The sequence below is a fragment of the Kluyvera sp. 142486 genome (genome assembly GCF_046569695.1).
Taxonomy (GTDB): Bacteria; Pseudomonadota; Gammaproteobacteria; order Enterobacterales; family Enterobacteriaceae; genus Kluyvera.
In genome coordinates this window covers 73,135-94,200 of record NZ_JBKHUI010000019.1, presented here as the reverse complement: position 1 = coordinate 94,200, position 21,066 = coordinate 73,135, and the positions used below count along the sequence as shown (strand labels likewise).

General features: G+C 53.9%; 20 protein-coding genes. 10 read left to right on the top strand and 10 right to left on the bottom strand.

What is annotated here, in order from left to right; genetic code table 11:
• Position 1: 1 nt before the first annotated feature.
• The 9 genes from ilvA to ACLGE8_RS19095 all read left to right on the top strand — a co-directional run bounded on the left by ilvA (position 2) and on the right by ACLGE8_RS19095 (position 8,926).
• Entirely contained in the window at positions 2–1,546 is a 1,545-nt protein-coding gene (gene ilvA, locus ACLGE8_RS19135) for a threonine ammonia-lyase, biosynthetic (RefSeq protein ID WP_185669633.1), read from the top strand.
• Between the two features lie 247 nt (positions 1,547–1,793).
• Complete coding sequence (locus ACLGE8_RS19130) at positions 1,794–2,309, top strand: PTS sugar transporter subunit IIA (protein ID WP_411000474.1); 516 nt, start codon at positions 1,794–1,796, stop codon at positions 2,307–2,309.
• A 1-nt stretch (position 2,310) separates the two neighbouring features.
• On the top strand, positions 2,311–2,589 hold the full coding sequence (locus ACLGE8_RS19125; RefSeq protein WP_035896401.1) for a PTS sugar transporter subunit IIB: 279 nt from the start codon (positions 2,311–2,313) through the stop codon (positions 2,587–2,589).
• Between the two features lie 45 nt (positions 2,590–2,634).
• Positions 2,635–4,038, top strand: a complete 1,404-nt coding sequence (locus ACLGE8_RS19120) for a PTS galactitol transporter subunit IIC (protein WP_220439468.1) — start codon at positions 2,635–2,637, stop codon at positions 4,036–4,038.
• A 68-nt stretch (positions 4,039–4,106) separates the two neighbouring features.
• On the top strand, positions 4,107–6,170 hold the full coding sequence (locus ACLGE8_RS19115) for a BglG family transcription antiterminator (RefSeq protein ID WP_411000473.1): 2,064 nt from the start codon (positions 4,107–4,109) through the stop codon (positions 6,168–6,170).
• 103 nt (positions 6,171–6,273) lie between these two features.
• A complete protein-coding gene (locus tag ACLGE8_RS19110; RefSeq protein WP_411000472.1) occupies positions 6,274–6,936 on the top strand; it encodes a class II aldolase/adducin family protein in 663 nt (220 codons plus the stop codon).
• Between the two features lie 45 nt (positions 6,937–6,981).
• The gene (locus ACLGE8_RS19105; RefSeq protein WP_411000471.1) at positions 6,982–7,992 is read left to right on the top strand and encodes a dihydroxyacetone kinase subunit DhaK; all 1,011 of its coding nucleotides are present in this window, start codon (positions 6,982–6,984) and stop codon (positions 7,990–7,992) included.
• 9 nt (positions 7,993–8,001) lie between these two features.
• Complete coding sequence (locus tag ACLGE8_RS19100) at positions 8,002–8,643, top strand: DAK2 domain-containing protein (protein WP_411000470.1); 642 nt, start codon at positions 8,002–8,004, stop codon at positions 8,641–8,643.
• A gap of 16 nt (positions 8,644–8,659) precedes the next feature.
• A complete protein-coding gene (locus ACLGE8_RS19095) occupies positions 8,660–8,926 on the top strand; it encodes an HPr family phosphocarrier protein (RefSeq protein ID WP_035896560.1) in 267 nt (88 codons plus the stop codon).
• 59 nt (positions 8,927–8,985) lie between these two features.
• Here ACLGE8_RS19095 and ACLGE8_RS19090 read toward each other — a convergent pair whose 3' ends face one another.
• The 10 genes from ACLGE8_RS19090 to ilvY form a co-directional block, all read right to left on the bottom strand.
• The gene (locus ACLGE8_RS19090; RefSeq protein ID WP_411000469.1) at positions 8,986–10,686 is read right to left on the bottom strand and encodes a hypothetical protein; all 1,701 of its coding nucleotides are present in this window, start codon (positions 10,684–10,686) and stop codon (positions 8,986–8,988) included.
• 29 nt (positions 10,687–10,715) lie between these two features.
• Positions 10,716–11,846, bottom strand: a complete 1,131-nt coding sequence (locus ACLGE8_RS19085; RefSeq protein ID WP_411000468.1) for a glycosyltransferase family 4 protein — start codon at positions 11,844–11,846, stop codon at positions 10,716–10,718.
• Entirely contained in the window at positions 11,843–12,505 is a 663-nt protein-coding gene (locus tag ACLGE8_RS19080; RefSeq protein ID WP_411000467.1) for a class I SAM-dependent methyltransferase, read from the bottom strand. Before ACLGE8_RS19080 ends, ACLGE8_RS19085 begins: the two co-directional genes overlap by 4 nt.
• Positions 12,502–12,894: a GtrA family protein gene (locus tag ACLGE8_RS19075; RefSeq protein ID WP_411000466.1), complete on the bottom strand. Its 393-nt coding sequence runs from the start codon at positions 12,892–12,894 to the stop codon at positions 12,502–12,504. The genes ACLGE8_RS19080 and ACLGE8_RS19075 overlap by 4 nt, the downstream gene beginning before the upstream one ends.
• A complete protein-coding gene (locus ACLGE8_RS19070) occupies positions 12,891–13,580 on the bottom strand; it encodes a methyltransferase domain-containing protein (RefSeq protein ID WP_411000465.1) in 690 nt (229 codons plus the stop codon). The genes ACLGE8_RS19075 and ACLGE8_RS19070 overlap by 4 nt, the downstream gene beginning before the upstream one ends.
• The gene (locus ACLGE8_RS19065; protein WP_411000464.1) at positions 13,577–14,866 is read right to left on the bottom strand and encodes a glycosyltransferase family 2 protein; all 1,290 of its coding nucleotides are present in this window, start codon (positions 14,864–14,866) and stop codon (positions 13,577–13,579) included. Before ACLGE8_RS19065 ends, ACLGE8_RS19070 begins: the two co-directional genes overlap by 4 nt.
• Positions 14,867–15,288: 422 nt before the next feature.
• Positions 15,289–16,482, bottom strand: coding sequence for an enoyl-ACP reductase FabV (fabV, locus tag ACLGE8_RS19060; RefSeq protein WP_185669622.1), 1,194 nt, complete (start codon positions 16,480–16,482; stop codon positions 15,289–15,291).
• 236 nt (positions 16,483–16,718) lie between these two features.
• Positions 16,719–17,348, bottom strand: a complete 630-nt coding sequence (gene dhaL / locus ACLGE8_RS19055) for a dihydroxyacetone kinase subunit DhaL (protein ID WP_411000463.1) — start codon at positions 17,346–17,348, stop codon at positions 16,719–16,721.
• 1 nt (position 17,349) lies between these two features.
• Complete coding sequence (locus ACLGE8_RS19050; RefSeq protein WP_411000462.1) at positions 17,350–18,354, bottom strand: dihydroxyacetone kinase subunit DhaK; 1,005 nt, start codon at positions 18,352–18,354, stop codon at positions 17,350–17,352.
• Between the two features lie 131 nt (positions 18,355–18,485).
• Complete coding sequence (gene ilvY / locus ACLGE8_RS19045; RefSeq protein ID WP_411000461.1) at positions 18,486–19,457, bottom strand: HTH-type transcriptional activator IlvY; 972 nt, start codon at positions 19,455–19,457, stop codon at positions 18,486–18,488.
• A gap of 84 nt (positions 19,458–19,541) precedes the next feature.
• Between ilvY and ilvC the strand changes: the two genes are divergently transcribed.
• Positions 19,542–21,017 carry a ketol-acid reductoisomerase gene (ilvC, locus tag ACLGE8_RS19040; RefSeq protein WP_035896549.1) on the top strand — a complete coding sequence of 492 codons (1,476 nt, stop codon included), beginning with the start codon at positions 19,542–19,544 and terminating at the stop codon, positions 21,015–21,017.
• The last annotated feature ends 49 nt before the right edge of the window (positions 21,018–21,066 follow it).

Sequence of the window (21,066 nt, the reverse complement as noted above, 5' to 3'; positions counted from 1 at the left end):
CATGGCAGATTCACAACCCCTATCCGGCTCCCCTGAGGGGGCCGAGTATCTCAGAGCGGTGCTTCGCGCACCGGTCTACGAAGCGGTGCAGGTGACGCCGCTGCAGAAAATGGAAAAGATCTCTTCGCGCCTCGATAACGTCATTCTGGTGAAGCGCGAAGACCGCCAGCCGGTGCACAGCTTCAAGCTGCGCGGGGCCTACGCGATGATGGCGGGCCTGACGGCCGAGCAGAAATCGCACGGCGTGATCACCGCATCTGCGGGCAACCATGCGCAGGGCGTGGCGTTCTCCTCCGCTCGCCTTGGCCTGAAATCACTTATCGTCATGCCGGTCGCGACCGCCGACATCAAAGTGGATGCGGTACGCGGTTTTGGCGGCGAAGTGCTGCTGCACGGCGCGAACTTTGACGAAGCGAAAGCGAAAGCCATTGAGCTGGCGCAGCAGCAGGGCTTTACCTGGGTTCCGCCTTTCGATCACCCGATGGTGATTGCTGGGCAGGGCACGTTGGCGCTTGAACTGCTGCAACAAGATGCTCACCTCGACCGCGTGTTTGTGCCGGTTGGCGGCGGCGGTCTGGCAGCGGGCGTGGCGGTGCTGATTAAACAGCTGATGCCGCAAATCAAAGTGATTGCGGTGGAAGCCGAAGATTCTGCCTGCCTGAAAGCGGCGCTGGATGCCGGTCATCCGGTTGACCTGCCGCGCGTGGGTCTCTTTGCTGAAGGCGTGGCGGTGAAGCGTATCGGTGATGAAACTTTCCGCCTGTGTCAGGAATATCTCGACGATATCGTCACCGTCGATAGCGATGCAATCTGCGCGGCGATGAAAGACCTGTTCGAAGATGTGCGCGCGGTAGCGGAACCTTCCGGGGCGCTGGCGCTGGCGGGGATGAAGAAATATATCGCCCAGCACAACATTCGCGGCGAACGTCTGGCGCACGTGCTCTCCGGCGCGAACGTTAACTTCCACGGCCTGCGCTACGTCTCTGAACGCTGCGAGCTGGGTGAGCAACGTGAAGCGCTGCTGGCGGTGACGATCCCAGAAGAGAAGGGCAGCTTCCTGAAGTTCTGCCAGCTGCTGGGTGGGCGTTCGGTTACCGAGTTCAACTACCGTTTTGCCGACGCGAAAAATGCCTGCATTTTTGTTGGTGTCCGTCTGAGCCGGGGTCTGGAAGAGCGTAAAGAGATCCTGCAGTTGCTCAACGAAGGCGGCTATAGCGTGGTGGATCTCTCCGACGACGAAATGGCGAAGCTGCACGTGCGCTATATGGTTGGCGGTCGTCCGTCTAAACCGCTACAGGAACGCCTCTACAGCTTTGAATTCCCTGAATCACCGGGCGCGCTGCTGAAGTTCCTTCACACCTTAGGCACGCACTGGAATATCTCCCTGTTCCACTACCGCAGCCACGGCACTGACTATGGTCGCGTGCTGGCGGCGTTTGAGCTGGGCGAGAATGAGCCGGACTTTGAAACCCGACTCAACGAACTGGGTTACGATTGTCATAACGAGACCAATAACCCCGCGTTCCGCTTTTTCCTCGCGGGCTAAGTACCGCTTAACGAGAGATAACCTGGTCGGGTTATCTCTCGTTCTCCTTTCTATTTGTCGTAACCCGCCAAATTATTTCGCCGCCAACGAATTTCAACGATAAAAATGTGACGTAATTCATAATAAAACGCTCACCGCGTTGCGCCAGCCTGAGCACATCTTTTGGGGGCAATATTTGTCGCCCGCTCGCTGCTGCTGAATTAACATTGCCTGTAGTTAATTCTTAGCGGTTAGAGAGGATATTCGGATGAGAACGGATATAATTGATGCCCCGAATGAAAGTGCGCAAGGATGTGAATATTTTACGCCTCAGCTCACATTTCTGGATAAACATTATAATAATTCCACGGACTTTTTTTCTTCGATATTTTTGCTGCTGAAAGAGCAAGGCTATGTCCGGAACTCTTTTCTTGACGCCATCATCGCCCGTGAAAAAGCGTACCCTACCGCGCTGCCAACGCTGCCGGTGGCCATCGCGCTTCCTCATACCGACCCTCAGCACGTTATTCGCCCTTTTATCTCCGTAACGCGGTTGTCTACGCCCATTGCCTGGCAGGAAATGGGCAATGATGACAACACGCTCTATGTTCATTTTATTGTTTTACTTGGTTTTGTTGACCACAGCAGCCACCTGACGGCGCTGCAAAAGCTTATGGACTGCCTTGCGGATGAAGAGGTTGTTCAGACCCTACGCGAAATAGACGATGTAGAAACCTTTCTCTGTACCCTCACATCAAGACTGCAATTAGATAAGGATTTATAAGATGAAAAAAGTCATTGTTGCATGTGGAAGCGGCGTTGCTACCTCACAAACGGTTGCCAGTAAAGTGACCCGCTTATTGAATGAACGTCAGCAGTCGCATATCAAAGTCGAAGTCATCGACCTGAAATCGCTTGATAGTCATATAAAGGACAGCGCGGCTTATATCGCCATCACCAAAGTTGATAAGCAATATCCTATCCCGGTAATTAATGGGATTGCTTTTTTGACCGGCATGGGGATGGAGCAGGAATTACAAAAGGTCATCGATGCCTGTAAATAAGGTGTAGCTCTTTAATCCGTATAATTATTTTAGTGGAGAAGTGCTATGGACTTTCTTGGTGTAGTCATAAATTATATTCTGAATTTAGGCGCGCCGGTTTTTGTGCCTTTTATTATGTTATTAGCCGGGCTGGTGGTGCGGATGAAATTTCGCGATGCGGCCTCGGCGGCCATCACGCTGGGCGTCGCCTTCGTCGGGATGAGCATGCTGATTGGCTTTATGGTTGATGCCATCGGTGTTGCCGCGCAGACCATGATGAACCGTACCGGCCTTGAGTTAAGTATCGTCGATGGCGGCTGGACGACGATGGCGAATATCTCCTGGGCCTGGCCTTATGCGTTCGCCATGTTCCCGCTTCAGGTTGGCGTAAACATTGTGATGTTGATGCTGAACAAGACCAATACCTTCAACGCCGACCTGTGGAACGTGTGGGGGAAAATCTTTACCGCGTTTATCGTGGTGAGCGTCACCACCCCATTGTTTGGCCCGGTCTGGAGTCTGGTGCTGGCGTTCCTCGTTGCCGCTTTCCAGATCATTATGGAACTGAACGCGGGGGATATTCACCAGCATCGTATCGAGAAGCTCACGGGGATCCCAGGCGTGACCTGTACCCACCGAATGGTCTTCTTTGGTGCCATCTATTACCCGTTCGATCTGCTGCTGCGCAAAATTCCGGTCTGCAATAAGCCGATGGATGCCAGCGCGCTGCGCGCCAAAGTCGGGGTCTTCGCTGAAAACCACATCATTGGTTTTATTCTGGGGATCCTGTTTGGGGTGATTGCAGGCTACAGCGTCGCGAAAACGCTGATGCTGGGTGTGCAGGCTTCAACGGCGCTGGTGCTGTTCCCGATGATTTCCAAGCTCTTTATGCAGGCGCTGTCGCCGATCTCTGAGGCCATCAGCGACTATATGAACAAGAAATTCTCTGGGCGTAAGCTGTTCGTGGGTATCGACTGGCCGTTTATGGGCGGCGCGAGCGAAATCTGGTTTGCCATTATCGTCGCCATCCCGTTCACCCTGCTGTGGGCGTTGATTCTGCCGGGCAATAAAATCCTGCCGTTCGCCGGCATCATCAATATCGCGCTGATTGTTCCAGCCTATCTGGTGACGCGCGGCAACACGCTGCGCATGGTTATCCTGAGCATTATTGGCGTGCCGTTCTTCCTGTTCGTGGGTACGCAGTTTGCGCCAATGATAACCGACCTCGGTCTGGCCACTAAAGCGATCACTATACCGGCAGGGCAGCTGATTTCGAACAGCTCGATTGATGCCCCGGTCTTTACCTATGCCTTCTCCTTCCTGTTCAAATTCCTGGAAGGCAACTTTATCCCGCTGGTGTTCGCGCTGTGGTGGGGCTGCGGCTACTTCTTCTACTCCCGTGAACTGCGTCGTGAAAGCAATCTGGCGCAGCAGGAAGCCGAACAGCAAGAGAAGGTGCAGCAAGCGTAATTCTGGGTTTCATGTTCATGTCTGGCGGCAGGCGCCGCCGCCAGGCTTTTCACTGCAGGAGAGTTGGCATGGCTATGGATAAACGTGTGGTTGCAGTGCTGGATGCCATTGTGAACGATCCCGGCATCACGGGGACGAAGCTTGAAGAGCAGTTTTGCCTGACGCGTAAACAGCTGAGCTACACGCTGAAAAAGGTGAATGACTACCTGGAGTCGAACCATTTCGACCGAATCAACCGTTTGAAAACCGGGAAGCTGCATATCCCGCGCCATGTGATTGAGCATTTTCGTCAGAATCAGACCTCTGAAACCGAGCACCGCTATCTCTATTCGGAAGAAGAACGCGGACAGATGATTATCTTTATGCTGCTGACCCGCAGCGAACGGCTGTCATTGCTACATCTCTCCTCTTCGCTGGGCGTTAGCCAGAATACGATTATCAACGACCTGAAAAAGGTGCGTACTGAAGTCATCGAGCACGGACTGGAGATAAGCTACGACCGGGGCAACGGCTACCATATTCTTGGCGAGGAGCTGGAAAAACGCTACCTGCTGCTGAACTGCCTGCGCCGGGTGCTGGAAATTCCGGTCGCAAAAACTATCCTCGCCCACTACAACAATGTAATGAGCGATTACCTGGAAAAAGTCGGCAACGTTTTCAGCGAAATTGAAAAGCGCTTTAAAATTCAATTTACCGATCGCCAGCTTCAGGAACTTATTTATTTTATATGCTTTGTTCTGCATCGCATTGATTCAGGAAAAGGTCTGGTCAATATTCCGAGTAGCTACGCCGATATTATTGGCAGCAGAGAATTTACCTTGATGCAAAGCGTTATCAGTAAAATCAATATCAATAGCGAAAATGAACTGGTTTTCCTGACGGCACTGATCCAAAGCTCCAATATTCAAAGTATTGCCGATAAATATTTCCACCTGGATACGCTGCTGCTTGAAAGCGTGGTGGCGGTAGTCGACAACTTTGAAAAAATAAGCTGCGTCACCATTAAAGAGAAAAATGAGCTGATTGAAAAAATCTATCAGCATTGGAAACCGGCCTATTACCGTATTCGCTATCATCTGACCAATACCAGCAGCGTTTATGACCTGGTGATGAAGGAATTTAGCCATCTGCACGAGATGGTTCGCCGTGCGGTGGTGCCGTTCGAGAGCGTGCTGCACTGCGAAATCCCCGATGAAGAGATGGCGTTTTTGACGGTTCTCTTTGGCGGTTGGCTGACCCGCGAAGGGGTTATCCACCAGATTAAGCTGCAGAAAACGGCGGTGGTAGTGTGTGAAAACAGCGCTACGATTTCTACCTACCTGTTCCTGACGCTGCAGGTACTTATCCCGGAACTGCATTTTTCTCTGGTGATGTCGCGTCGCGAGTTTGAGCGCTATACCGGGCACTACGATGTGGTCTTCTCAACTACGCACCTCAACACCAGCAAGATGGTGTTTGTGGTGAATCCGTCGATTGGCAGCATCCATAAGAATGCGTTTCGTAATCACGTGATCAGCGCGTTACAGGGAGTTGACCCGAATATTATTCAGATAGAGCAGTTGCTGCTTATCTTTGAGCGATTCGGCAATATTATCGATCACAAAGGGTTACAGCGCGCGCTCGCTAACTACATCTACGATGAGAATAGCGCCGTTGGCGCGGTGAGTAGCATTGAGCCGCCAACGCCGTCGCTAACGGATTTACTGCAGCCCGAGCACGTTCAGTTTGTTGCCTCGCTGCCTGATAGCTGGCAGCAGGCTATCTCCCAGGCTTCGGCATCCCTGCTGGAAACCGAAGTGATTGAACCCCGCTATCTGCAAATTATGTTGCATAAAATCGCCGACGAGCAGCCGTATATCATGCTGGCCGATGGTGTGATTATCGCCCACGCTGGCGTCGACGATGGCGCGCTGGACACGGGGATAGCGCTATTACGTCTACCTTCTAAGATTGATGTCGCCGGGTATATGCAGGCCGATATTATTATCGTCCTGGCGACGAATAATCCGCAAAAGCATCTTAAGGCGCTAGCGCAATTAAATGAATTTCTCGAATTCTATGATGGCAGTAATGTTATTCGCCGTGCGCGGGATGAATATGAACTGATAAAAGAAATTACGCTTCACCAGTAATTATTAATTTAACGCCGTTGCAGCTGAAATACTGCAACGTTATCTCCTGGCAATAATTGTCGCGACATCGCTCGCCCCTATCACCGTATACAGGATAAATATTATGTTAGACATTCAGAAAAAACACGTCGTTGAAATGGCCAGAACCGCTCAGCAATGGGGACTCTGTAAACATAAAGCAGGTAATTCAAGCGTACGGGATAAAGAGACGGGACTTATTCTGGTGACCCCAACCACTATCGACAAAATGCATTTAACGCCGCGCGATATCGTGGTGATGGATGTTGAAGCCAACGTGATTGAAAGCGAAGCCGGATTGCGCCCAACCAGCGAATGCCTGATGCATATCGAGATTTACAAAGCGCGCCCGGACGTGTTCGCCATTTCCCACACGCACTCCCTCTACGCCACCTCCTTTGCCGTGCTGAATAAGCCTATCCCGGCGGTGGTATATGAGTGCGCGATCCTCAATCTGAAGGACGGGGTGATCCCGGTAGCACCGTACGGTCGCCCGGGTACGCCCGATCTTTCCAACAGCGTGATTGAACCGATCAAACGCGCGGATGCCATTCTGATGGAAAAACATGGCGCGATTGGCGTGGATAAAGACCCGTATGAAGCGGTGCTGAAATCAGCCTACCTGGAAGAGATGGCGCAGATTTACTACCACGCGCTGGTGATTAACGGCGGTAAGGAGCCAGACTCTTTCGCCCCAGACGAACTGCAAAGCTGGGCCTATCCGTCGCAGATTAAATTTGCCCGCTAATTGACGCGCCCGCCCTATCGGGGGGGATATTCATGGAGAGAACGCATGAAAAAATTTCTAAATCAGGCGGAGGACTTTATCCCGGAGATGCTGGAAGGTATCTATCTGGCGCACCCGGATAAATTCCGCTTTGTGAATGAGGATCTGCACTGCCTTGCTACGGCGCGCCCGGTACCCGGCAAAGTGGGGATAGTCACCGGCGGTGGCTCCGGGCATCTGCCGTTGTTCCTCGGCTACGTTGGTCAGGGCATGCTCGACGGCTGCGCCATTGGCGATGTGTTCCAGTCGCCGTCGCCGGAGCAAATTCTCGCCGTGACGCAGGCGGTGGACAGCGGTGCGGGCGTGCTCTATCTGTACGGCAACTACAACGGCGATATCTTCAATTTTGACATGGCGGCAGATATGGCCGACATGGAGAGCGACATTCGGACCTGCACGGTCGTTGCTGCCGATGATTCCGCCGGTGCTGTGCCAGGCGGTGGTGCCACCACGCGGCGCGGTGTGGCGGGCATTTTCTTCGTCTATAAATGTGCCGGAGCCTCGGCGGCCAGAATGGACGATCTCGATACCGTCCAGCGTATCGCCCAGAAAGCCGGGGACCGCGTGCGCACGTTAGGTGTGGCGCTGTCGCCGTGCATTGTGCCGCGCATCGGCAAACCGGGTTTCCATATTGGCGACAACGAGATGGAAATCGGCATGGGCATTCACGGCGAAAGCGGTATTCGCCGTGGCCCGCAGCTGAGTGCTGAAAATATTGCTGAAGAGATGATGTCCTGGCTGATTGCCGACTCTCCCTGCCAACAGGGCGATGAAGTGGCGGTGCTGATTAACGGCCTCGGTGCGACGCCGCTGGAAGAGCTGTACCTGATGTATCGCCACGTGCACCAGATTCTGGCGCAGAGCAACATCCGCGTCTTCCGCGTGTGGGTGGGGGAATTCGCCACGGCGATGGAGATGACCGGTATGTCCATCAGCCTGATGCCGGTAGACGATGAGCTTAAGGCACTGCTGAACGCGCAGGCCGACACGCCGATGTTCCGGCAGTTTCCCGCCTAAGGAGGCGCTATGACATTAAGCAGCGAGAGCTTACGCCCGCTCTTTGCCGAGTGGGCGCGGGTGATGCAGGGCAACAAAACGGTACTGACTGAACTGGACAGCGTAGTGGGCGACGGCGATCTGGGCCTCACCATGAGCGATGGTTTTGCCGCGGCGTCGGACTATGTACAGCATAGCGACGAACCAGACCTGGGGCGGTTTTTCTATCTGGCGGGTAAAGCGATGTCCTCGGCGGTTCCCTCCACAATGGGTACGCTGATGGCCTCTGGCTTGATGCAGGCGGGGAAAGTCTTTAAGGGGCGCGAGGCGATGACGCTGCAGGATGCGGGCGACTTTTTCCAGGCCTGGTTTGATGGCGTGCAGCTACGTGGCAAAGCGCAGCCGGGCGAAAAAACCTTTCTTGATGGGATGGCTCCGGCGCTGGTGGCGCTGCGTGGTCCGGGCGAGCCGCTGAGCGTGGCACGAGATGCGTTGTTAGCGGCGCAGCAGGGCGTACAGCAGACCACCACGATGGTGGCGAAGCACGGGCGCGCGGCTATCCACGGTGAGCGATCCCGCGCGTTCGTCGACCCCGGCGCGATGATCGCCCAGCTTTTGATCCAGGGCTATTTTAACGTCGTTCAGGCGATGTACCCGGCAAACGGACAGTAAGTAAGGAACCGCAATTATGTTGAAAGAAGTAGTGAAAATCAGCAATCTACACGGTATTCATGCCCGCCCGGCGGGCGTGCTAGCAAAGGCGTGCGCGCAGTACCAGTCACGGATCGAGATGATCTACGATGGCAAAACCATCAAGGGAAAAAGCATCATGAGTATTCTGGGTGCCGGGATCAAAGGCCGAGGATCGCTTGAGATCATTTGCAGCGGCAGCGACGAGCAGGAGGCGATGGCGAAGCTGAAGGTGCTGTTCGCGGAAGGGTTTGGTTTCGATTAGCTCCGAAATACCCAATATTCTCCCACCAAAACCGCCGTAATCACGGCGGTTTGTCAATCTCAACGATTATAGGTAAAAGCAAACAGCGTGTTGTCATCATCCCCGGCTTTGAAAAGGCCATCATAGGTGCCTACCGGTAACAGTAGCGCTTTCTCCGGGCCATTAAGTAAGGTGATGGTTTGGCGACCCGTCGACAAGGTAATGGGCGGCGCTAGCGTCATTCCATCCACTTTTATTTGTGCTGACACGGGTGCGCCAGTTGCGCTGTACAGCTGATATTTCCCAGCCAGTGGCACCCTGAATTCTTCCTGGCGGCCGATCTGCAACAGTTGCCCCGCGAGCCTTATATTCGGCGCCACCTGGACATAGCTGTTGTCGATGACTTCGGCGATAGCAGGATGGATATTACTCAACCGGTAAGACCATAAAATAACTTTCGGCGGGGATTGGGTAAACACCCGCCAGGCTTCTGACTCTTTTCCTTCCTGCAACGTCTTTAAAACATACCAGGTATCAAGCCATAGAGTTGTCGGCTCCAGTCTGTTGGGTAGCATCCCTATACCATCAAAATACTTTTCATCTGGTTTGAGCAGCGCTTCTGCTCTGGTCACCATTTCAAGCTGTCTCACGTTGTTAATTTTCAGGTAGGTAAAGTCGCTGAAGTAGCTTGAAAGCAGTGTGAACGTTGCCACCGCAGGGAAAAATAACCTCAGGATCGGCTTGTCGTTCTGGGCGAAGAAATAGTCCAACGGAATGAGAGACCAGAGCGATATAAACGGTAGCGCCATAATAAACACATAGGGCCATGGTTGGTCATGGGTGAACACCAGTATGGTCATGACAAGTGAAAATATCAGAGCAATGCGCGTTTTTTCATTCGAGATACCCCAGCGTTTAAACGCCATTATCATGCCGCCAAAACAGAGCAGGTAGAGAAACGTATTGTCTAACAGGGTTTGTAAGACATACACGCGAAGCGCTCCGCTATAGGCTTCGCTGCCGCTTGCTGCTACTTCCATTGGGCCAAAGATTAAACTCTCAGCTATACGTAATGGGTCACTGCCGCCGAAAATAAAGCAATAGGCAATCGCGGGAAGTAACCAGCCCATGGTTAAGTAAACGCCGCGGACGATAGCTGTGATGACATCTTTGCGCAAGGTCGCGTCCATCACTACTCCAAGCCCAAGGGCCAGATTGAAGAACACGGATTTCTGGGTCACCAAAAACGCCAGCCCGCTTAAGATACCGGCGATGAAAATTTTTCTGGCATTGAGGCTATGGCCGCGAAGTATAACCAGAACGGCAGCCAGCGCGAAAAACAGCGCCAGGGGTTCTGCACGAGTGCGGAAGATACGCTCCATAAAATTAGTAAAACACAGTAAAACGAGAATGATAAAAAGTGAGCGTAGTCGCGTCTCACCTAGCGCACGCGCGCAGGCGTAGACCAGCAGCAGGGTTCCACAGGCGAGTAGGGCTGTCTGCATTCGCGCGACAAGAATAATCGAAGCGGCATCCCACCCAATGAGATGGGCCAGTTTATAAAACACCGCGAAGCCCACCGCCTTTGGCGGTTGAATAGTGTCAAATAGCCCGTAGGCAAAATACTTGGCGTAACCAAGCTGGGCAAATTCATCCATGATCAGGTGAATATGCCAGGCAAAAAGGAAGATAAGCGTCACTTTAATGGCAATACTGACGCTAAGAAGTGACGTTAACCTACGCGGGTTGATGCGAAAAACGTGCTGAGTGGGTGTATCCATTTTAATCTCTTCTGGTGACGCCATTTTCCCTATCTGCATCTCGCGCTTTGCGCCAGCCTCAGAATTTCTTGTGCCATGGTTCGCCAGCTATATCGCGCTTTGGCGTAACCAATCATCGCTTCACGTTCATGGGCGGCCAGCACGCAGCTATCTATTGCGGCAGAACAACGCTGTGCCGAACCCTGTGGATCGCTAAGGTCTATGTTCACGCCACGTAACCACGTTGCCGCCTTGGGATCGGCTCTATGCGCCGGGGCACCGCAGATGACCGGTAGCCCGCAGGCCATCGCTTCCTGGATAACGAGCGGATAGCCTTCACCGACGGTAGGTAACAGCAGCAAATCCACGCTGCGATAAAGTTCCGCCAGGGCCGTAGGGGTCTGGAAGCCAAGGTCGTACACATTGCCTAACCCCCATTCTGCAGGCCGAAGCGGGCCACTTCCGACCAGTAAGAACTGGCACTCCGGCCTGGCCGCCGCCAGGGCGCGTAATATCGACAACCCTTTCTTTTCAACGTAACGGCCAACGAACAGTATGCGCCGTGCGCAGGGTGGAAGGTGATAGTGTGCCGGCGGATATCGTCCGGCCTCCTCGAAGGCGGGAGGATAAAAGAGGGTGCTATCAACGCCGTTGAACAGCAATTTATACGGATAGCGTGCAGGGGTTCCGAGCAGGTCGTGACGAACCGTGTCGCTAATAAATATTCGGACATCAGCAGCCCATAGCATGGGGCGCGTTACGGCCTGGTTAGCCAGTTGCATAAGCAGGCGCAACGCGGGGGATCTGAAAGGAATCGCGGCAATATGCTGAATCAGAACAACGGGTTTCCCGTGGAGTTTGGCCATTATCATGCCAATGATTGAGGTGATATAGAGCGCATCGTGGATCACCACCGCATCACTATGCCGTACCGCATCTCTGAGGGCGCAAATAGCCCCCGGGCCAGGTAATGGCATGGGCAAGCCGGTGAGTTTTTCCAGCGGGTCGACACAGCGTAACGCGGTGGTTTTGATGTCACCGTCAGGTAAAGCATCGCTGGCGCTGGCTGCCCATTGAGGCGTTGCTCCCAGCTGGATGAACTGGTGGCATAAATGCCCGGCAACGCGTTCAATACCGCCGCCGTGCGCTTCGTAGAAATGACTTATCGTCAGGATATTCAAGGTGACACCTTTTCCAGCCGCATCGTTATTTCCAGACGGTTGGGGAAGATGAGGGCATAGATGCCCCGGCGATATTGCAACGGTACAGCACGTGCGATAATGCGATAGCCGCTCTCGCTGGCTAGCGTTTCCCACTCCCGGCGGGATAGGTAACGCGCCCACAGCATGCCACCGAATGGAATGTTGCCTATTGCATCCATCAGCGTCAGTCGCGCGTTATCCAATTTTCCAACGCTCTCATGGTCTTTGATATACAGCGGGCCGTCTACGACTCGCGCGATTTCCCGAAGTAACCCACTTCGGGCAGCAAGGGGGACGTGATGTAGGACATTATTCAGCGTTGCCGCTGAAAATGTGCCATCCGCAAAAGGTAGCGTAGCGCCATCGTATTGCTGCGTCTGAATGGTTAACGAAGCGCAGAAACGGTCAACGAGATCGACCGAGACAACCTCATCGATTGGAAAAAGTTCAGCCATCGCTTGAGCCATCACGCCGGTTCCGCCACCAACGTCAAGCACGCGTTTATGGTGCTGTTTCCAGACAGCCCCCAGGCTGTTCAACATTGTTGCCTGGTAGCATGGGGTTTTTGTGCGATACATCGCGAGGTAGCGTGACAAAATATTCTGTAAATGCTGCGAGGTTATAGGGGCGTTAGTCATATGTGGACGGCCTTATTGCGTTCTGAAGTACTAATCGCCCAGCGGCTAAGAAGAAAATTCAGCGCGATCATGCAGAGCGAAGCAAGCGGTGCAGCTGCGGGCATGGGTAATCCCAACCAGTGATACCAAAACCAGGTGGTGGCAAATGTCAGCGGGATATTCAGCAACATGCTGAAGGTGTAACGGCTAAAGGCACAAAGTGACAGCGGCTGTTTAAACGTGAATAAGCTATGCAACAGATAACCGACGATAGCGACGGCAGCGAAAGATAACAGGACGGCTAGCCAGAGTGCTGCACATAAACGCTCCGCCACAACCATGACGGCATTATGTCCCAGGAAACAACTACCCGATACGCAGAGGTAAGCGAAAGGGGTACGCATTTTCATCGGGGAGCTTTCCGTGCACGGAGTAAAAATACGCAGGCGTTATCATGGCGTATGTGCGCTGGAGTGACATAATCTTCGAACATCGCTCGCAGATTCATCATGATGGCTAAACCAGAGGCAAGAATACCACCGATGATGGGGAGCCGACGGAGGAAAAAAGCAAACCCTGTCAGGCGGATAATGGTCGTGGTGGCTAACGGGCCAACCAGCGCTTCGACTTCATCCACCACGAACCCACGATCGGCGAGATCGGCTATGAGACCAGTGCGGGTCCAGCGGCGGTGATCTTCGGGATGAGGATGATAGAGCCAGGTTCCATGCGTGGAGAGTAATAAGAGGCCATCGTCCGCTAACAGACGCCGAATCTCGGCGCAATAGGCATCAAGGTCTCTGACATGTTCCAGTACCTGGACTGAAAGCACGGCTCCGGCGGCACCATCCGCTAAAGGGATGCGTCCCTGTGGGTCAATTTTGAGCGTGCCGCTGTCGTCCAGATCGGCGCCGCAGTAGTCGATATTCAGCTGGCGCATCATCTCGGCATAGGGGGTATCGCCGCAGCCGTAGTCGACCATGAATGTACCGGGCTGAACGTGGCGTTCTGCCTGCTCGCGTAACCGTTGCCTCAGCGCTCGTAGCAGCAGCCAGTCAGTATGCCAAATACGTGGGATGGCTCTGCTTCCTTTCATACTGCCGATCCTTTTGTTGATGAGTTTGAATCAAGCCGATTCAGGATATCCAGCAGCAGCTGCAGTACGAATCCGGCCAGCACCATTAGCACACCAGCGATACACACGGTGCTAATGATAAAAACAACATGTACCGACTGTTCCATTGAACCTTGGGTAAAAAGCCATTGAAAGGCCAGGAGGAGGTCGGCAAAAAAACCTGATACGGCCAGAGCAGAGCCGCCGAAAACCAGCCATTCCAGCGTGTGCGCTCGTCTCAGCCAGCAAATCATCCGACTTTGTGCAACGGGTTGATAAATGGCGATAGCGACCTTAGCTAGCACGCCTAGCAGGATTGAGATCAGGCCAATGAGCGTCGACATGGTTGCCAGGGCGACGAAATGAATACCAAAATAGTGACCGTTGATTTCGATGGGGCCCGCAGCAAGCAGCGCAAGGCCGATTGTTCCGAGCAGGAGCAACGTAAATCCGGGGATCAAATATAGCTTATCCGGGGCGTGGGCAATGAGAAGGCGCAGGTGCCGCCAGCCATCGCGAAATGAGCGTAAATGAGGCGGGCGGTTGCGTTTATCCGGGTAGAGCTTGATCGGCACTTCACGGATGGTGAGGTCTGCGCGATGTGCGTTAATGATCATTTCGGAGGCAAATTCCATACCGGTAGCGTGGGCGGATATCTTCTGGAACGCCTCGCGGGTGAAGGCCCGCATCCCGCAGTGAAAGTCACGAATAGGAGAGTGATAAAGCAGTCGGGCAATGCCCGAAAGCAGCGGGTTACCCAGATAGCGATGCAGAGGGGGCATAGCCCCTGGTTCTATTCCTCCGGCAAATCGATTACCCATCACGAAGTCAGCGCCGTTTTCCAGTGCATCAACGAAAATATCAATTTGGCTCCAGTCATAAGAGTCATCGGCGTCGGCCATGATGAGATACTTACCCTGCGCTGCTTGGGCAGCCGCGCTTATTGCCGCACCATAGCCTTTGACGGGTTGGTGAATAACCCGGGCACCCAGTGATGTGGCAATCTCAACGGATTTGTCCGTTGAACCATTATCCCCCACGACGACTTCACCTCGAATACCTCGACGCTCAAAGGCGGCCATTATTTTATTAATGCAGATGGCAAGCGTCATTTCTTCATTCAGGCATGGAATGATTGCCGAAACAAAGGGACGGTGATCCGCTGTTGTTATATCTCCTGGCGGGAGAGTCACCTGTTCTTGAATATATTTAGGCGATCTTAATAAATTACCTGAATGGTCAGGATGATATAGGTTTGTTGAGTGCATAATATTAAGCTCCAATCCATGAGCAGGATTCAGAGCCTATCCAAATGGGCCATTTTATCGTCCACCTATAACCGCTTAAAGCCCTATGAGGCTTGGCCTACCAGTATGCTGGGATCAGGTATCCAGGTTTAAACTGACTGCAAAATGGTGTCTATTAGGATAGTCTCTAACTATTTAATGGAAGTATTTCGTTTAATTCATGCTGTAAATTATTGTGGAGAAATATAGGTCATCCATTGATATATAGTTAATCTGGATGAAGCTATTAATTCCATTCAGTGCTTAATTGACGTTATATATTGGAAGTTGGATTGAATCGTACAGGAGCGGTTGTTATTAAGTCCAGACCTTATTAGTTAAAAGCCCCGGCTTTTTTAGCCAGGGCTTTATCAGTGGTCTGCTTTTGTTACTACATCAACAAATTACAGCGTGATCACGTCGAATTCGACTTCGGTGTTCACGTCAGCATCGTAGTCCACGCCGTCGAGGCCAAAACCGAACAGGTTCAGGAATTCCTGCTTGTAGCCTGCATAGTCGGTTTCTTGCGCCAGGTTTTCAGTGGTGATCAGCGGCCACAGGTCGCGACATGCCTGCTGAATATCTTCACGCAGTTCCCAGTCGTCCATGCGGATACGCTGGTTGTCATCAAGCGCCACTTTATCGCCGTACAGGCTGGTGGTCATCAGACGGTTGATCTGCTCGATACAACCTTCATGAATCCCCTGTGCTTTCATCAGCTTGAAGACCATGGAGATGTACAGCGGCATCACTGGAATAGCGGAAGACGCCTGAGTGATGACGGACTTCAGTACCGCAACGTTCGCGGAACCGTTCAGCGGAGCCAGCTGGTTACGCAGTTCACCCGCCGCGCGATCGAGGTCTTCTTTCGCTTTGCCCAGCGCGCCGTGCCAGTAGATTGGCCAGGTCAGGTCGGTACCGATGTAGGAGTAGGCTACGGTTTTCACGCCTTCAGCCAGCACGCCAGCTTCGCTCAGCGCACCCATCCACAGTTCCCAGTCTTCGCCGCCCATTACGGTAACGGTGTTCTGAACTTCTTCTTCGGTTGCCGGCTCAATGCTGGCGGTCATGATCTGATCTTTGTTGGTATCAATCGCTTTAGAGGTGTAAACCTCGCCGATTGGCTTCAGTGCAGAACGGACGACTTCACCGGTTTTTGGCATTTTACGCACTGGGGAAGCCAGTGAGTAAACCACCAGATCAATCTGACCCAGGTCTTCTTTGATGAGTTTGATCACTTCATCGCGGCATTCGTCAGAGAACGCATCGCCGTTGATGCTTTTGGAATACAGACCTTCACGCTTGGCCGCTTCGTCGAAGGCGGCAGAGTTATACCAGCCCGCGGAACCTGGTTTGGACTCCGTGCCTGGTTTTTCGAAAAATACGCCGATAGTGGCGGCACCGCTGCCAAAGGCGGCGGAAATTCTGGATGCAAGGCCGTAACCGGTGGAAGCACCGATCACCAGCACACGGGAAGGGCCGTTCTCGATTTTCCCGTTTTGCTTAACGTACTCGATCTGTTTTTCCACATTGACTTTACAGCCAGTCGGATGGGTCGTTGTACAGATGAATCCACGAATTTTTGGTTTGATTATCATAATGATGGCTAATTAAGTTTGTATTTTCGCTGTCAAGTGCGCAATGACACCGTCTGTTCTGGCTTGCTTAACGACATGGTTAACAAGCCCCCCACTACAATGGATCGCAACATTATACAGAAAAGGAGCGCCAATACTGAATCTACCACTGATTTTAGCCGTCAGACGCCGGGCCGCAGGACAGAAAAGGGCCATGCGTAAACATGGCCCCTGTAGATGTTGAGCGCTATTGCAGGTTAGTTCTGATGGGTAAATTCCGCCATAAACTGCAGGATCAGCGCCATCGACACTGCGCCAGGGTCGCAGTGACCGATGGCCCGCTCACCCAGATTTTTTGCCCGCCCAAAGCGGGCAACCATCGCGCTGGTTCCCTCTGCGCCTGCCATCGCTGCCTGTGCGCAGTGGTTAAGGGCTTCCGGCAGCGCTAGCGCGACGTCCGTTTTGGCGCACTCGGCGGCGGCGGCCAGCGCATCGACCATGGTTTTGTCCCCCGGCTCGGCACCGCCGCGCTGGTGGATGGCCTGCAAGCCGATCGCCAACCATTCGGAGAGGGTAGCGGCATCCAGCTCAGCGCGCCCAGCCAGACCTTTACCCCCAGCGCGGAAAAGGGTGCCGAAAATCGCGCCGGAGGCGCCGCCCATACTGGTCATCAGGCGAGTACCGCTTTGCAGCAGAGCGTCGCCAATATCGGTAGCGGTAAATTCAGGTGCGGCGAGTAGTGCGTTAAGCGCGGTAAAACCGCGTTTAATGCCAATACCGTGGTCACCATCGCCAATCACCTGATCGAGCGCGGTCAGCCGCGGCTCACTGGCGATCATCCCCTCAGAGACGTACCGCAGGCAGGCGATAAATTGTGTGGTATTCATCTTAGTTTCTCCAGCCGAGGGTGCGAATAGGGTGGTCGTACAGGCGCTGCATTTCGTCGTCCAGCCGCAGCATACTCAGGGAAAAGCCGGACATTTCCAGCGAGGTGCAGAAATGGCCAACCTGCACGTCGTAGGTTTCGATGCCGCGCGCCGCTAGCGCCATGCCGACTTTGCGGGTGACCACCATCAACTCGGTATTACTTAGCGCACCGAGGTTGTTGACGCTCACGCACACGCTGTCGCCCTTGGCGAAAGGAAGGTCGTTGCACAGGCGTTCAATCATCATCTCAACCAGCTCATCGCTCTGCGGCATCGGAATGCGACATAGCCCGGGCTCGCCGTGAATGCCAATGCCCAGCTCGATTTCGTTATCGGCCAGCGTGAAGTTAAAGGCATCGGCCTGCGGCAGCGCGCAGCCGCTGAGTGCGACGCCAATGGTGCGGGTGTTATGGTTGGCTTTGATTGCCAGCGCTTCCAGCTCAGGCAGAGCGTAGTGCTCAAACTGGGCTGCGGCACCGGTTAGCTTGTACAAAAACGCTAGCCCACCGACACCGCGGCGATCGGACATTCTTTCCGGCGGCGCCGAGGCAATATCATCCGTGGCGCGCACGGTTCGGCACTCAATCCCTTCTTCCGCAAGGATTTCAGCCGCGATATCAAAGTTCATGCCGTCGCCGGAATAGTTGCCGTAGAGGAACAGCACGCCGTTGCCCTGATGTACGGCCCGGCTGGCTTCAATGATTTGGTCGGGAGAAGGGGAGGTGAAGACTTCGCCCAGCGCGCAGGCATCGATGCCGCCTTCGCCGACGAACCCGGCAAAGGTCGGCTCATGGCCGCTGCCGCCGCCGCTGACGATAACGGTCTGGCCGTTTTGCGCCATCGTACGATAAATCGCGCAATACTCCGGTAGGGCGTGGATCTTACCGCGCCCGGCGTACACCAGCCCTTCCATGATTTCGTTACGAATATTATCGGTGTTGTTGAAGATCTTTTTGGGTTTTTGCATCGTCACTCCCTCTCGTAAGGTCCTGTTTCTTTAGTGACGATTTTACCTGCGGAGTCCGTTTACACCTGGCACCTTTGATACCAATTAATCTCCCGAACCAGGGGCATGACTGGGGGCTGAATGCAATAACGCTATTCGACGATTTTGCGCTCCAGCACAATCTTCCAAAAGGCATCCACCAACGGTTCATGCAGCCGCTTTTTCTGCACGCAGACGCCTAGTTCGAACGGGGTCTTCTCATCGCTGCGCTCTAAAATCATTACGCGGTTGCGCACCGGCTCCGGGCTATTTTCCAGCACGATTTCGGGAATCAGCGCCACGCCACAACCTAGCGCAACCATTGATACCATTGCTTCATGTCCGCCGACGGTCGCGTAAATGGATGGGTTACTGATTTTATGGCGGCGGAACCACAGCTCGATACGGCGGCGCACCGGCCCCTGGTCGGCCATGATAAACGGCACCGTTGACCAGTCTGGCTCATCCACCGAGACCTGGTTGCGCACCGGGCAGGGCAGCGCCGGGGCAATCAGCACCACTGCCAGATTCTCCAGCATTGAGAAGGCAACGGCACCGGGCAGCGTTTCGGGCCTTCCGGCGATGGCGAGATCGGCCTCGTTGGTGGCGACCTTCTCCATCGCATCGGCGGCATCGCCGGTAGTGAGCTTGATTTCAACCGACGGATGCTCGGCGCGGAAACGGTCAAGAATCGGCGGCAGGTGGCTATAGGCGGCGGTGACCGAGCAGAAGATATGCAGCTCGCCGGAAAGAGATGGTCCCTGCTGGTCAAGGGTGTGGCGTAGTTGCTGATACTGCAACAGCGTCTGCTGGGCAAACACGCGCAGCTCCTCTCCCGCTTCGGTCAGCGTTACCGTGCGGTTATCGCGAACAAACAGCGGCTGGCCGAGATCCTCTTCAAGGCGCTGAATCTGCCGGGAAAGCGTGGACGGGCTGACGTGCATCGCCCGCGCGCTGCGGCCAAAATGGCGGCTTTCCGCCAGATGCAGGAAGGTTTTCAGATCGCGTAAATCCACAGACGAGTCTCCGGTTTTCGACGTTGCATAAATTGCAATGTGACGTTGTGAATATATCAATTTCCGCAATAAATTTCCTGTTGTAATGTGGGTTCATTCTCGCTGAAACGCGAACCGAACAATAAGACACACAACATCACGGAGTACACCATCATGGCTAACTACTTTAATACACTGAATCTGCGTCAGCAGCTGGCTCAGCTGGGCAAATGTCGCTTTATGGGCCGCGAAGAATTCGCCGACGGCGCAAGCTACCTTCAGGGTAAAAAAGTGGTCATCGTCGGCTGTGGCGCTCAGGGTCTGAATCAGGGCCTGAACATGCGTGACTCCGGTCTGGATATCTCCTACGCCTTGCGTAAAGAAGCGATTGCTGAGAAGCGTGCTTCCTGGCGCAAAGCGACCGAAAACGGCTTTAAAGTCGGTACCTACGAAGAGCTGATCCCGCAGGCTGACCTGGTGGTTAACCTGACGCCAGACAAACAGCACTCCGACGTGGTGCGTTCCGTGCAGCCGCTGATGAAAGATGGCGCCGCGCTGGGTTACTCCCACGGCTTCAACATCGTTGAAGTTGGCGAGCAGATCCGTAAAGACATCACCGTTGTGATGGTGGCACCGAAGTGCCCGGGTACCGAAGTACGTGAAGAGTACAAACGTGGTTTCGGTGTTCCAACCCTGATCGCCGTTCACCCGGAAAACGATCCAAAAGGCGAAGGCATGGCCATCGCTAAAGCCTGGGCAGCAGCAACCGGCGGTCACCGTGCTGGCGTGCTGGAATCCTCCTTCGTGGCGGAAGTGAAATCAGACCTGATGGGCGAGCAGACTATCCTGTGCGGTATGCTGCAGGCTGGTTCTCTGCTGTGCTTCGACAAGCTGGTGGCTGAAGGCACCGATGCGGCTTACGCCGAAAAACTGATTCAGTTCGGCTGGGAAACCATCACCGAAGCGCTGAAGCAGGGCGGCATCACTCTGATGATGGACCGTCTGTCTAACCCGGCGAAACTGCGCGCTTACGCGCTGTCAGAACAGCTGAAAGAGATCATGGCGCCGCTGTTCCAGAAACACATGGACGACATCATCTCCGGTGAATTCTCTTCCGGCATGATGGCTGACTGGGCTAACGACGATAAGAAACTGCTGACCTGGCGTGAAGAGACCGGTAAAACCGCGTTCGAAACCGCCCCGCAGTTTGAAGGTAAAATCGGCGAGCAGGAGTACTTCGATAAAGGCGTTCTGATGATTGCGATGGTGAAAGCGGGCGTTGAGCTGGCGTTCGAAACCATGGTGGATTCCGGCATCATCGAAGAGTCTGCTTACTACGAATCACTGCACGAACTGCCGCTGATTGCGAACACCATCGCCCGTAAACGTCTGTACGAAATGAACGTGGTTATCTCTGATACCGCAGAATACGGTAACTACCTGTTCTCTTACGCTTGCGTACCGCTGCTGAAAGAGTTCATGACTACCCTGCAGACCGGCGACCTGGGCAAAGCGATTGCTGAAGGCGCGGTAGACAACGCTCAGCTGCGCGACGTGAACGAAGCGGTTCGCGGCCACGCAATCGAGCAGGTTGGTAAGAAACTGCGCGGCTACATGACCGACATGAAGCGTATTGCCGTCGCAGGCTAATAAAACCTCGTTATCATCCGGCCCGGTCAGCGCCTCGCGACCGGGCTGT